Origin of the sequence: Christensenella hongkongensis, from assembly GCF_000981035.1 — a bacterium.
Taxonomy (GTDB): Bacteria; Bacillota; Clostridia; order Christensenellales; family Christensenellaceae; genus Christensenella; species Christensenella hongkongensis.
The window spans coordinates 151,448-164,941 of sequence record NZ_LAYJ01000068.1; the positions used below are offsets into that span (position 1 = coordinate 151,448).

The 13,494-nt window shown below is 50.6% G+C and carries 11 protein-coding genes; 7 read left to right on the top strand and 4 right to left on the bottom strand.

The features are described 5' to 3' along the window. Window position 1: 1 nt before the first annotated feature. The 3 genes from CHK_RS04315 to CHK_RS04325 form a co-directional block, all read right to left on the bottom strand. A complete protein-coding gene (locus CHK_RS04315; protein ID WP_160295590.1) occupies window positions 2–1,045 on the bottom strand; it encodes an iron-containing alcohol dehydrogenase family protein in 1,044 nt (347 codons plus the stop codon). A gap of 82 nt (window positions 1,046–1,127) precedes the next feature. Beyond that, window positions 1,128–2,096 (bottom strand): 6-phosphofructokinase, encoded by a 969-nt coding sequence (pfkA, locus tag CHK_RS04320; protein WP_046442790.1) that lies wholly within the window; start codon window positions 2,094–2,096, stop codon window positions 1,128–1,130. Window positions 2,097–2,242: 146 nt separating this feature from the next. Next, a complete protein-coding gene (locus CHK_RS04325; protein WP_046442858.1) occupies window positions 2,243–5,692 on the bottom strand; it encodes a DNA polymerase III subunit alpha in 3,450 nt (1,149 codons plus the stop codon). 287 nt (window positions 5,693–5,979) lie between these two features. On the opposite strand from CHK_RS04325, the gene CHK_RS04330 reads away from it, so the two are divergent. From CHK_RS04330 to CHK_RS04360, 7 genes are all read left to right on the top strand, one after another. Next, entirely contained in the window at window positions 5,980–6,783 is an 804-nt protein-coding gene (locus CHK_RS04330; RefSeq protein ID WP_046442791.1) for a Cof-type HAD-IIB family hydrolase, read from the top strand. Beyond that, window positions 6,780–7,700, top strand: coding sequence for an HPr(Ser) kinase/phosphatase (hprK, locus tag CHK_RS04335; RefSeq protein ID WP_046442792.1), 921 nt, complete (start codon window positions 6,780–6,782; stop codon window positions 7,698–7,700). The genes CHK_RS04330 and hprK overlap by 4 nt, the downstream gene beginning before the upstream one ends. Next, window positions 7,658–8,611: a UDP-N-acetylmuramate dehydrogenase gene (gene murB, locus CHK_RS04340; protein ID WP_235843840.1), complete on the top strand. Its 954-nt coding sequence runs from the start codon at window positions 7,658–7,660 to the stop codon at window positions 8,609–8,611. Before hprK ends, murB begins: the two co-directional genes overlap by 43 nt. A gap of 2 nt (window positions 8,612–8,613) precedes the next feature. Next, a complete protein-coding gene (locus tag CHK_RS04345; protein WP_052740311.1) occupies window positions 8,614–9,324 on the top strand; it encodes a PHP domain-containing protein in 711 nt (236 codons plus the stop codon). A 58-nt stretch (window positions 9,325–9,382) separates the two neighbouring features. Next, window positions 9,383–10,246: an RNase adapter RapZ gene (gene rapZ, locus CHK_RS04350; protein WP_046442794.1), complete on the top strand. Its 864-nt coding sequence runs from the start codon at window positions 9,383–9,385 to the stop codon at window positions 10,244–10,246. Window positions 10,247–10,261: 15 nt separating this feature from the next. Next, on the top strand, window positions 10,262–11,185 hold the full coding sequence (whiA, locus tag CHK_RS04355) for a DNA-binding protein WhiA (RefSeq protein WP_046442795.1): 924 nt from the start codon (window positions 10,262–10,264) through the stop codon (window positions 11,183–11,185). Window positions 11,186–11,319: 134 nt separating this feature from the next. Next, window positions 11,320–11,583, top strand: a complete 264-nt coding sequence (locus tag CHK_RS04360; protein WP_046442796.1) for an HPr family phosphocarrier protein — start codon at window positions 11,320–11,322, stop codon at window positions 11,581–11,583. A 48-nt stretch (window positions 11,584–11,631) separates the two neighbouring features. Here CHK_RS04360 and uvrC read toward each other — a convergent pair whose 3' ends face one another. Further along, window positions 11,632–13,464 carry an excinuclease ABC subunit UvrC gene (gene uvrC / locus CHK_RS04365; protein WP_046442797.1) on the bottom strand — a complete coding sequence of 611 codons (1,833 nt, stop codon included), beginning with the start codon at window positions 13,462–13,464 and terminating at the stop codon, window positions 11,632–11,634. Window positions 13,465–13,494 lie beyond the last annotated feature (30 nt).

The following is a 13,494-nucleotide window of genomic DNA, read 5'->3' on the forward strand; positions in this document are numbered from 1 at the left end:
TCTATCCTCCATAAACCGCGTCGTAAATCCGCTTTAAATTTTCATCGTCATAAGAAATCTCGTCCAGAATCGTATACCTGTTTTTGCGCGTGGTGCGCGCCATACGCATGACCTGCACGTATTCGTCGTAAGAAAGCCCCAGCTCTTCAAAGCTCGTGGGTATGCCGAAGCCCTTCAAATAATTCCTGATAAATTCATAATCGCCGCCGTAAAGGTATTCCACCAATATGCTTGCCATTGCGGCCTGCAGGCCGTGGAACGTGCCCTTGCCAATCGCGTCGATCGCGTGGCTGATCAGATGCTCCGCGCCGCTTGACGGACGCGTATTTCCCGTAATATTCATCGCAAGCCCGGAAAGCACGATCGATTCCGCAAGCTGCGTCAAAAAGGCTTCATTTTCAAGATCCGGATCCGTATACTGCACCACTGCCCGTACCGCGGTACCGGAAATGATGTAAGCAAAATCATCCATCTTTGCTTTTCCGGCCTCCACCGCCTTATTCCAGTCCTTCAGCGCCGTGATATTGGAAACAAGATCCCCAAGCCCGGCAACGATAAGGTTCCTCGGCGCTTTTTTGATGATGTCAATGTCCATGATGATATGCGTGGGTATCTTGCAGTCAAGACTCCTCACAGTGCCATGATCGCATTTCAAAACGGCGATCGGCGACGCGACCCCATCGTGGGAAATCGACGTCGGGATACTGATAAACGGTTTTTTTGACATGGACGACGCGTATTTGCCAACATCGAGCACCTTGCCGCCGCCCATCGCGATCACCGCGTCAAAATCGCGGTTAACAATATAATACGCCATCAGAAGCGCCTCGCGCAGCGAACCCGCGTGCACGAACTCCCGTTTGACCTCCCTGCAATGCCCTTCCAGGCAGGCATAGACCTCCTTACCATACAGCCCGTCCACAACCTTGTCTACGATCAGCATTACCCTGTGGGTTGGTTTGATAAATTCAGTTAATTTCGGATAGAGGATTCCGCTTCCGATTTTTACGCTTTCCGGTACCGCAAACGTGTTAATAGCACTCACGCCTTTCTTTTTGGGGTAGTATGAAAGAGGCAAAAAAAGCTTTCAAAAAGCCTTTTTTGCCGTAATTCTTCCTGATTTGCAATTAATGGTTTTCCGACATAATGTTGAATTCTTCATAGAGATCCTTCCGGAACACCATTTCCTTTGACAAGGCTTCATCGATATCCTCGTCGATAATTTTATTGTCGCGGATTCCCACGACTCTGTTGCCAATGCCCTTTTCAAGCAGGCGTACGGCACGTACGCCCATGCTGGTCGCGCGCAGCCTGTCCGCAGCCGTCGGCGCACCGCCGCGCTGGATGTAACCAAGCACGATTGCCTTTGCGTCAAGCTTTGCCTTCGCGCGCATATAATTTGCAACGGCTTCGCCCTTGCCCGCGCCCTCGGCAATCAACACAATACTCGTCATTTTGCCCTTAATCCTGCTGGCAAGAATCTCTTCACAAATATAATCGATATCAAATTCCACTTCAGGTATAATAATATGCTCCGCACCGCCTGCAATACCCGCATAGAGCGCAATATCACCGCACTTGTTTCCCATGACCTCGATAACGCCCACGCGCTCGTGCGATTTCATTGTATCGCGAATCCTCGACATCTCGCCGATCACGCCGTTTACCGTCGTGTCAAAGCCAATCGTAAAATCCGTATACGCAAGGTCGTTATCGATCGTTCCGGGAATACCGATGGTCGGCACGCCCAAATGCGAAAGCACTTTAGCGCCCGCAAACGAACCGTCCCCGCCAATCACTACCACGCCCGAGATATCAAACGCCTTGATGACCTGCAGGGCTTTCTGCTGCCCTTCCGGCGTTTTGAACTCCTCGCAACGCGCGGTTTTGAGGATCGTACCGCCCTTTTCGACGATACCGTCCACATCCTCGGTCTTGATACGGTCTACACGCCCTTCAATCAGGCCTGCGTATCCCTTTGTAATTCCCATTACGGAAAAACCTGCCGCATCCGCAGCCATTACAACAGAGCGGATTCCAGCATTCATGCCCGGCGTATCACCGCCGCTTGTTAAAATACCTATTCTCTTTTTCATAGCACAACCACCATTTATTTAAACTTTCTATTATTGATCATAAGACCGCATTTACTGCGATTCCCCCAAAATACATATCAGTATTTATTTTAACAAACCTTTTGCGAAAACACAATATAAATCACAAAGATTCACGGATACGGCCGCTATTTTACCACCACGTTTTCCTTGCCGAGATAATTTTGCAGTTCTTCCACAAGTTTTGCCTGGTAGGATACGCTGCGCGTACCGCACAGCTTATATTTCTGCCCTGTCTTTTCCACATAAACGACCACGCTGCTTCCGCCGGGATACCTGCCCATGATGCGCATCATCCCGTCCACGTCGCAGTCCTTATCCAAAGCGAGTTTTACATACATCTGCTTGCCTGTGAAAAACAGATCGTCCGGTACATATTTCGCAATACGCTCCGCAAGCAGCTCGATCCCGCTTTGCGTGCTTACCGTAATCTTTCCGCTGACCGTTACAATCGCGTCTGTCTCCAAAAACGCTTCCGCAGCCGAAAAGGCATTCGGAAAGGCGATCACATTAATCTGCGCCGTCAGGTCTTCCAGCACGAGGTTTGCCATCATCTTTTTCTGCCTGGTAGGCCGCACGCGAAGACTCGTGACAATGCCAAGAAGCTCTACCTGCTTGCCGTCGTATTCATACATGGTCATTTCATCGTCCGCCGTCTGCATGATATCGCCAATCGAAAGCGGACGCGCGCCCAGTACCCCCGCAAGTCCGTCGAGTGGATGTCCGCTGATGTAAAGGCCTGTCATTTCCTTTTCGTACGAAAGCTTTTGGGACTCCTCAAATTCTGGAATATCCGGCAGCTGCACCGATAGCGGCGCAAACTCCCCTTCCATGCTGTCAAACAGGGAGACCTGCCCGCTCGCCTGGCGCTTCCTGAGCTGTGCAGCATCCGAAAGCACCTGCTCATACACTGCGGCAAGCTGGGAACGCCTGTATCCAAAGCAATCAAAGCAGCCTGAAAGTATCAGGCTTTCCAGCCGCTTTTTATTGAGCACATCCACGTTTTTGTCCACAAAATCCGTGAAATCCTGATAGCCGTTCCCCCTGCGGGTAATTACCTCGTCAATCGCCTCGCCTACGTAGGAGATCGCCGACAGGCCAAACCGGATGCCTCCGTCCTCCGTCGTGAAGCGCATCTGCGACTGGTTCACATCGGGCGGCAGTATTTTAACTCCCGCCGTTTTTAAATTCTGGATATATTCCGCGAGCTTCTGCTTACTGGCGATAAAGCTGTTGAGCAGGGCTGTCATAAACTCCACCGGATAATGGCACTTGAGGTAGGCCGTCTGGTAGGCCACCACCGCGTAAGCGCACGCGTGCGATTTATTGAACGCGTAATTGGCAAACGCCATCATCTGGTCAAACAATGCAGTCGCGGTTTTTTCGTCCATACCGCGGCGGATGGCGCCGTCAACGACTACTTTTCCATCCTTTTCCTCGCCATGGATAAAGATACGGCGTTCTTCTTCCAGTACATCGTGCTGCTTCTTACTCATGGCGCGGCGCACAAGATCGCTTCTTGCCATAGAGTATCCCGCCACATCCCTTACGATCCGCATGATCTGCTCCTGATAGACCATACAGCCGTAGGTATCGTTCAAAATCGGTTCGAGCATCGGGTGCATATAGTGCACATTCTTCGCATCGCGCTTGCTGCGGATGTATTCCGGTATGCTCTCCATCGGCCCCGGACGGAAGAGGGATATTCCCACCATGATGTCATTGAGGTTCTCCGGCTTCAAATCCTGCATCAGCCGGCGCATCCCGCCGCTTTCAAGCTGGAACATACCCAGCGTTTCCCCTGATGAAATCAGGTCATACACCTCTTTGTCATGAAAATCGATACGGTCGATTTCAATATCGATTCCATGGTTCTCACTGATCATCTGCACCGCGTCGCGAAGCACTGTGAGGGTACGCAGCCCAAGAAAATCCATTTTCAAAAGCCCCATGCTCTCCAGCTTTTTCATGGTGTACTGCGTCATCACATTTTCATCTTTGGGGTTCTTTTGCAGCGGCACATAATCCGTTATGGGCGCGTCGGCAATCACCACGCCTGCGGCGTGCGTGGACGCATGGCGCGGCATTCCCTCCAGCTTACGGGCGATGTCGATCACCTTTTTGGCGTCGGGATTATTTTCGTATTCCGCCTTGAGGCGCGCATTCTGGTCAAGCGCCTTATCGATCGTCATTTTCAGTTCAAACGGCACCATCTTGGCCCATTTGTCCGCATCCGCGATGCTGATGTTCATCACGCGCGCAACATCTCTGATCACAAGACGTGCGCCCATTGTACCGAAGGTGATGATTTGCGCGACACGCTCCTCGCCGTATTTTTCCGTCACGTAGTCGATAACCTCCTGCCTGCGTTCATAGCAGAAGTCAATATCGATATCCGGCATACTGATGCGCTCCGGGTTGAGAAACCTCTCAAAGAGCAGGTTAAACTCAATCGGATCGATATTGGTAATGCCAAGGCAGTAGGCGACTATACTGCCCGCCGCGCTGCCACGGCCCGGCCCTACCATAATACCGCTTTCCTTGGCAAAATTCACAAAATCCCATACGATCAGGAAATAATCCGTAAAGCCCATATCATTGATCGTATTAAGCTCGTAATCAAAGCGCTGAACCGTATCCCCGTCCGCATCCGGGTAGTGCTTTTTAAGCCCTTCCTGCGCAAGATGCTTTAAATATTCAAAATTGGTATAGCCCTCCGGCACCTGAAACTCAGGCAGGTGGTTGCTTCCAAACTCAAACTCCAGATTACATTTATCGACAACTTCACGCGTATTGGAGAGCGCCTCCGGGATATAGGAAAACAGCTTTTGCATTTCCTTTGGCGATTTGAGGTAAAATTCTTCGGTTGCGAAGGCCATTTTACTGGGCTGGTCTATGGTCGTAACCGTCTGGATGCACATCAATACTTCCTGCGCGTAAGCGTCCTCTTGATTGACATAGTGCACGTCGTTGGTTGCCACAACCTTAATCCCCGTCTCGTCGGCAAGCTTGAGCAAAAGCGGGTTGATGCGCTGCTGTTCCGGAATACCGTGATCCTGCAGCTCGAGATAAAAATCTTCGCCAAACATAGCGTGGAGCTTTTCCGCCATTTGCTTCGCGCCGTTATAATCATTCTGAACAAGCAGGCGCTGCACATCTCCCGCAAGGCATGCGGAAAGGCAGACAAGCCCCTGGGTATGCGCCTTCAAAAGATCGTAATCGATACGCGGCTTATAGTAAAAGCCTTCCAGGGAGCCTGCCGAAACGAGCTTCATCAGGTTTTTATAACCCGTCATATCCTTACAAAGCAATATGAGGTGCGCATACTCCCGCGCCATGGAATTCTTCTCAAACCTGCTGCCCGGCGCCACGTATACTTCGCAGCCGATGATCGGTTTAATCCCCGCTTTTTTGGCCGCCGTATAAAAATCCATCACGCCGTACATGACGCCGTGGTCGGTAATGGAAAGCGCATCCATCCCAAGCTCCTTCGCGCGGTTCACAAGGTCTCCAATGCGCCCTGCGCCGTCAAGAAGGCTATATTCCGTATGCGTATGCAAATGTGTAAAATCAATCATAAAACAAAAAACCGCCTTTTCCATATTATAGCATGACGGCATACAAAATTGTGCAAAAATCCTGTGAATTTTTGTGCCGCCGGCAAAACGTTTTTCACGTCTGCCCACCCTTCCCTCCGGCTGGTTCCTCCTTTGCATGCAAATGCAGGCGTTTCGCGCCGCTCACAATTTTTTCCGCGTCAATCTGGCGCCTTCCGCATCTGGATTTTACGCTTTCAAATTATGTACTGATACTGTATAATTAAGTTATTGAATAATTTTTAAAAAAGGAAGGACAAACTATATTTATGGCTTATAAACTGATTGCTCTTGATCTTGACGACACCCTGCTTGATTCTGAAAAACGCATTTCGCGGGCAAATATGGACGCGATTACCGCGGCGCATGAAAAAGGCGTGCAGATCGTGCTTGCCTCAGGCCGCGCCTATCCGGGCGTCGCGCCTTTCAAGAAAAAGATCGGCATCAACGACTATGCTATCGCCTGCGGCGGCGCACAGGTTGTGGATCCGGATGGGAAGGTCGTTTTTTCAACCTATCTCTCTCCTGTCGTTACCCGGCAGGCAATGCAATGGGCAGCGGACAAGGGCGTTCATTTCCAGGTTTATATGGATGACGGGTTCCATTACCTGAAGCATAACGAGCAATCCGATTATTACGAGAGGATTTGCGAGTACACCGGCATCGAGACTCCCGGACTGATGGACATGGATCCGATCCTTGCGGCAAAGGTCCTCATCATTGACAGCAACGAAAACCTCGAGCTTCACCGCGTCGAGCTTGAAGCGATGTTTCCTGAAATGCTGATCAAAAAATCCCAGAATTATTTTCTCGAGGTGCTGAATCCGCAGGCCACCAAGGGAAGCGCGCTCGAGTTTCTCGCAAAGAAGCTGGGGCTGGAGCGTGAGGAGCTGATGGCGCTTGGAGACAGCGAAATCGATGAAAGCATGATCAAATACGCGGGGCTCGGCGTCGCGGTGGAAAATGCAACCCCGGCCTGCAAAGAAGCTGCCGATTATATCGCCGCGTCCTGCGAGGATGACGGCGTTGCAAAAGCGATTCAAAAATTTATTTTGGAGGTTGACACAAAATGAAACGTGTCATTAAGATCGAAGATTTAGCAAAGGCGATCAATCTTAATATCGTGTATATGGGAACGCGGGATACAGCGGAGATCGATTCAAGCGACCTCAACCGTCCCGGCCTGCAGATGAGCGGCTTTTTTGAATATTTTGCAGTGAACCGCGTACAGCTTTTCGGCATGGCGGAAATCACGTATTTGCAAACCCTTGACCACGAGACACGTATGCAGCGGCTGGACCGCTTTTTTTCGCAGGCAATACCCTGCGTGCTGATTGGAAGGAACCTCACGCCTCCTGATGAATTTTTGGAGCTTGCACGAAAGTATGACGTTCCGGTGCTGATGTCCGGACTCACCACCACCAAACTGAGCCACAAAACGGCGATCTACCTCGATGCGATCCTTGCGCCGGTTATTTCCCGCCACGGGGGGCTTATGGATGTTTACGGAGTCGGCATGTTTATCACCGGCGACAGCGGCGTCGGCAAAAGCGAGACTGCGCTCGAGCTTGTAAAACGCGGGCACAGGTTCGTCGCGGACGACGTTGTGGAAATCCACAAGCTTTCCGACGATACGCTGATCGGGCAATCTCCTGACATCATACGGCATATGATGGAAATCAGGGGGCTTGGCATCATCGACGTTTCCGTACTGTATGGTATGGGCTCTGTCGTACGCGAAAAATCGATCACGTTGTCCATTCACCTCGAACCGGGCGATGTGCGCGACATAGACCGCCTTGGAACAGCGGATAACCACATTACGCTGCTTGGCATCAAGGTGCCGCAGATCACGCTTCCGGTACGCCCCGGGCGCAACCTTGCAATCGTTATGGAGGTCGCAGCGATGAACTTCCGCCTGAAGAGCATTGGTCAGGGCGGCGGCGAATGGCTCGCGCAAAATATAATGGATGTGATTGCCCAGTCATGATTTCGGATAAACTTATTGCAAAATTTGTCTCCTTCCTTGGCGGGGAGGGTGTGCGGCGGGATGAGCCGATGGCCGCACATACGACCTTTAAAACCGGCGGCCCTGTGGAGCTCATGCTGCTTCCCCATACGGAAGAGGAAGTGGCGGGCGTCCTTTACGACCTGCGGCAGGAAGGGATTCCCTTCGTTGTGATTGGCCGCGGTTCCAATCTTCTCGTCTCTGACGAGGGGCTGCAAGGCGCCGTGGTAAAGCTTGCTGACCGCTTTGACGCAATTACAATCGAGCGGAACAGGATTTTTGCGCAATCAGGCGCGCACCTGAAGCTCCTTTGTATGGAGGCTATTCGCGCCGGACTTGCAGGGCTTGAATTTGCAGGCGGTATTCCCGGCTGCGTGGGCGGGGCGGTATGTATGAACGCAGGCGCGTACGACGGCGAGATCAGGGACTTTTTTACCAGCGCGCGCGTGCTCACTCCGGAATTCGAAATAATCGATATTCCTGCCGCAGATATGCAGTTTGGTTATCGCCACAGCGTTATTTTCGAAAAAAACCATGTCGTGCTCGGCGCGGCGTTTACCCTTCCTGACGGCGATCCGGAGGCTTCCCTCTCGAAGATGAACGGTTTTAACGCCCGCCGGCGGGAAAAGCAGCCGCTTGAATATCCAAGCGCGGGCAGCACCTTCAAACGCCCAAAAGGAAATTTTGCGGGGACGCTCATCGAAAAATGCGGTTTAAAGGGCTATATGATAGGCGGTGCACAGGTTTCAGAAAAGCACGCAGGGTTTATTATTAACGCAAAGGACGCCTCTTCCCGCGATATTTACGAGCTGATCCTGTACGTGAAACATACTGTAGAGGAACGTACGGGAGTCATCATGGAGCCGGAAGTCAGGCTATTGGGTAAATTTTAGCTATGATAGAAATCATTGCAGATATGCACACGCACACCGTTCACAGCCACGGGACGGGCACGGTGGAGGACAACGTAAAGGCCGCGATTTCCGCGGGGCTACAGCAGATCGTGATCAGCGACCACGGTCCGCTGCATTCGTATTACAACATCAAAGACGTAGACGCATATTTGCGCGACATCGACGCGATGCGCAAGAAATACAAAAGTGATATCGACGTTTTGGCAGGCGTTGAACTGAACCTGCTTTCCGCACAGGGCGATATCGACCTGCCGCCGGAATACGCGGACTCGTTTGACGTAAAGCTGATGGGCTACCACAAGCTGGTGCGTTATAAGACGGTTGCGGACAGGTTGCATATGCTTCTATTCAAAACAAAGAGCGAACGTGCCCTGGAGCGCAATACGCAGGCATATTTAAATGCGATGGATAAAACCAATATCGACATTATTGTCCATATTGGTTATGGGCTTCCAGTCGATATCCTGAAGGTCGCGCGGCACGCGGCGGAAAAAAATGTCGTGCTGGAAATCAATGCAAAGCATCCTGAGTTCACAACGGAAGAGCTCCGGCAATGCGCTGATCTGGGCGTAAAATTCTCAGTGGGCAGCGACGCACATTCTCCCGGTCGCGTGGGCGATTTTCTCCCCGCGCTCAGGAAGGCGGAAGAAGCAGGCCTGAAGGCGGAACAGATTATCAACGCGAAGCAATAAAAGCCGTCTTGCGGCAAACGACAGAATGACAGGCGCGTGGCAGCGCGGAGGAAGACATATGAAATTTACAATCGTAACAGGTTTATCGGGCGCGGGCAGGTCTTCCGCTCTTCGGCGGTTGGAGGATCTCAACTACTATTGCGTAGACAACCTCATGCCTGAGCTGATTCCTGATTTTGCACGGCTGTGTATGAGCAATACGCATATACGTGATAAAGTCGCCGTGACGGTGGATGCGCGTATGGGCGATTTCTTTGATTCCATCTATACGACCATCGACGAGCTCAAAACAATGGACCTCGATCTTGACATCCTGTTTCTGGACGCTTCGGACGCCGTCCTTGTAAAGCGTTTCAAGGAGGTTCGCAGAAAGCATCCGGTATCGGGCAGCGGTGAAATCCTTTCGGGAATCCATATGGAACGCCGACAGTTGCAGGGCCTTAAGGATATTGCAAACCATGTGATCGATACTTCTTCCTACAATGTAATGAAGCTCCGCAAGATGATCGATACCATGTACTCCGGCGATACGGACAACCGTTTGCTGATTTCGATTATCTCATTTGGCTATAAACGCGGCATTCCGCTTGACGCGGACATGGTATTTGATATGCGTTTTATCGAAAATCCGTTTTATGTGGAAGGAATGCGCAAACATTCCGGCCTCGACGAGGATGTGCGCGATTTTGTGCTTTCTTTCGACCAGACGCAGTTCTTTCTGGCTGAGCTTGTCAAAATAGTGGATACTCTGGCTCCCTGTTTCGTGAGCGAGGACAAAAACCAGCTTGTGATCGGCATTGGCTGCACGGGCGGGATGCACCGCAGCGTGGCTGTTGCCGAAGAGCTTTTCCGGCGTTTTCAGGATGCGGGAATGCGCGTGACGCTTGAGCACCGCGACCTGACGCTCGAAAAAAACTGCTGAGCGGAGGAGCTTTGTATGTCTTTTTCTTCAACCGCCAAGGACGAAATATGCACGCTTGCCGAGGAAAGGGATTGCTGTATCATCGCTGAGCTTTGTGCATTTACCCTGATTTGCGGAAACCTCAGTATTCATTCCGGCGGCGTGAGCATCAAATACAATACGGAAAACATGACGGTTGCAAAACGTATTTTTGACACGATAACCCGCGTCTTAAAAATGGATGCAGACATCGAGATCAAGGAAAACCTTCTGAAAAAAAAGCACAGCTATACGATTGTAGTCAAAAACGCGACGCTTTTGCTTTCAATCCTGGGGCTTGAAGGAAACCTTCTCACAGATGCGGTTCCCCCTCGGGAAATGACAGAAAAAGAATGCTGCGCCACAGCGATTTTGCGCGGCGCATTCCTTGGAGGCGGTACGGTTTCAAATCCGAAAAAAAATTACCATGCGGAGTTTGTTGCAGGTTCCGAAGCCTTTGCACAGGTGCTTTACAGCATCCTGCTGAAAAACGAAATCAGGGCAAAAATTATTCACCGCAAGCAGAGTTTTGTGGTATACTTAAATGAAGGTGACAGTATTTCAAACCTATTGGCGCTGATCGGTGCATATTCCGCAGTTTTAAACTTTGAAAATGTGCGTGTGTTAAAGGAGATGCGTAATAATGTCAACCGGGCTGTAAATTGCGAGACGGCGAATATCAATAAAACCGTTAACGCAGCAATGGCACAGCTTGAGAGCATCCGCAGGATTGAAAAAGAAATCGGTCTTGAAAACCTGAGCGATACGCTTCGCGAGGCGGCAGAGCTTCGCCTTGAGTATCCTGAGGCTACCCTGTCGGAGTTGTGCGAGCTTGGAGGCACAACCAAATCAGGCATGAATCATCGCCTGCGTAAGCTCAATGCCATCGCATTGGATTTACAGCATATGAACAAATCGTAGCGCACGTTGTGCGCATGAAAACGTTTGCTGCATAGCGGGTTTCTTGCAGGTGTTGCTCGCGCAGCCATTTGAGAAACCGCATTAAATACCAATAATAATACACACTCGCCATGAACATAAAGGGAGGATTTAAAATGATTTACAAAGAACTTGTGATTACAAACGACGATGGACTGAAAGCAAAGGCGGCAGCCAGTTTTGTGCAGGTTGCAAATCAATTTGATTCACAAATCCTGATTGAGTTTTCCAACAAAAAGATCAATGCCAAAAGCATTATGGGGCTTTTGTCCCTGGGTGTTAAGAAGGGCGAGTCTATTTATGTGTTCGCAAACGGCAGCGATGAAAAGGACTCTGTAGAGGCGCTTGCCGAGCTTGTAGAAAACGGCTTTGGCGAATAAAACACAATCGCAGTAAAAAGCTTGCACAGCCGTGCAGGCTTTTTTTGTTTATGATGCGCTGTCTCCATGAAAATGCTCGTAAACCTTTTCCGCAACGTGATCCGGCAGGCCTTTCACCGTTTTGAGTTCTTCCAGGGAAGCCTCCCTGACGCGCTTCACGCTGCCAAAAAACTTCAGCAGCATACGCTTGCGTGTATCGCCAATTCCTTCGATCTGATCAAGCTCGCCCGTGTGATGGCGTTTCTCGCGCAGCTTGCGGTGAAAGGTTATCGCAAACCGGTGCGCTTCGTCACGAATCCCTGTCACAAGCCGGAATTCCGGGCTGCCCACCTTAAGAAGAATACTTTCCTCTTTTCCCGGCACAAAAATTTCTTCCTGCTTTTTGGCAAGGCTCACAATGGGTATGTCCTCGCAGCCCAGCGAAAAAAGCGCATCTCTTGCAGCGTGAAGTTGTCCCTTTCCGCCATCGATAATAATGAGATCCGGCATTGGGAGAAAGCTTTCGTCTCCACGAAGCCCACGAACAAGCCGGCGTTCGAGTGTTTCATTCAATGAGGCAAAGTCGTTCGCGCCTTCGAATCCCTTGATTTTGAACTGCCTGTATTTTTTCCTGTCCGGCTTTCCATCGGTAAATACCACCATGGACGCGACATTGTTTGTCCCCTGTGTATTGGAAATGTCGTAGCACTCGATGCGCTTTAACTCCGCATCGATGCCAAGGGCTTTTGCAAGGTTCCCCGCCGCCGCTTCACGCTGCGCCTGCATCCCCTCTTTGATCTTAATTGCATCACTTGCATTCTTTCTTGCAAGCTCCACAAGCTTGCGGTTGTCCCCGCGCACAGCTTCCCTGATTTCCACCCTGGATCCGCGCTTTTCAGACAGCCACTCCATCAGGAGGTCGCTGCCGTCAGGACGCGGCAGCACATAAATATGCTTTGGGATTCCACTCTTCTCCGCGTAATATTGCTGTATAAACTGGCCCATAATCTCTGAAAGCGGCTCCCCGTCATAATCGAAATAGTATTTCTGCGCATAGAGAAGCTTTCCGTCCCGGAACAAAAATGCCTGTACCACCGCTGTTTTCAATCCCTTCTCCACAGCAAATACATCTTTGTCGTCAAGGTTTGGAAATCCGGCGCGTTGCTTTTCACGGATGCGGTCGATGAGGGCAATCCTGTCTCTCATGAGCGCAGCCTGTTCAAAATTCATATTTTCAGACGCTTCATTCATTTTGCGGACCAATTCCTTGCGGATTTTGGAATTGCTGCCGGAAACCACGCCGATTACCTCTTTTACAAGCTCGTCGTATTCCTCTTTGGAAACCTTTCCCGTACAAGGCCCTATGCACCGGCCCATCTCATAATTAAGGCAGGGGCGCTCCCCCCTTGCGATCATGCGCGGTATATCGTTGTTGCAACTGCGAAGAGGATAAAGCCGGTAAACCTGGTCAAGCACATCGCGAATTACGTGTGCTGCAATAAACGGCCCGTAATACTTCGCTCCGTCGTCCTTGACGCTGCGCACCACAGTAACGCGCGGAAAAGGTTCGTTCAGGTCCACACGCACATACGGAAAATGCTTATCGTCCTTCAGCATGATATTATAGTACGGGCGGTATTTTTTGATCAGGTTACACTCCAAAATGAGCGCTTCAAGCTCGGTATCCGTAATAATATACTCAAAGTCGTCAATATGCGAAACCATCGCCGCAACCTTCGCATACTTTTGCGCTTCCTTACGAAAATACGAGCTGACACGATTTTTCAGCACCAACGCCTTGCCGACGTAGATCACCTTTCCGTCCTTGTCGCGCATGATATATACGCCCGGCGTTTGCGGCAGATTTTTTATTCTCTTTTTCAGCTTTTCCGATAATTCCATGCTTATATCATAACTCCATTCCCTTCCCAT

Coding starts and splice junctions, on each gene's coding strand:
- pfkA (WP_046442790.1), bottom strand. CDS start 2,096: ATGAAAAAGAGAATAGGTATTTTAACAAGCGGCGGTGATACGCCGGGC.
- CHK_RS04325 (WP_046442858.1), bottom strand. CDS start 5,692: ATGATTGATTTTACACATTTGCATACGCATACGGAATATAGCCTTCTT.
- CHK_RS04330 (WP_046442791.1), top strand. CDS start 5,980: ATGGCTTATAAACTGATTGCTCTTGATCTTGACGACACCCTGCTTGAT.
- hprK (WP_046442792.1), top strand. CDS start 6,780: ATGAAACGTGTCATTAAGATCGAAGATTTAGCAAAGGCGATCAATCTT.
- murB (WP_235843840.1), top strand. CDS start 7,658: ATGGCTCGCGCAAAATATAATGGATGTGATTGCCCAGTCATGATTTCG.
- CHK_RS04345 (WP_052740311.1), top strand. CDS start 8,614: ATGATAGAAATCATTGCAGATATGCACACGCACACCGTTCACAGCCAC.
- rapZ (WP_046442794.1), top strand. CDS start 9,383: ATGAAATTTACAATCGTAACAGGTTTATCGGGCGCGGGCAGGTCTTCC.
- whiA (WP_046442795.1), top strand. CDS start 10,262: ATGTCTTTTTCTTCAACCGCCAAGGACGAAATATGCACGCTTGCCGAG.
- CHK_RS04360 (WP_046442796.1), top strand. CDS start 11,320: ATGATTTACAAAGAACTTGTGATTACAAACGACGATGGACTGAAAGCA.
- uvrC (WP_046442797.1), bottom strand. CDS start 13,464: ATGGAATTATCGGAAAAGCTGAAAAAGAGAATAAAAAATCTGCCGCAA.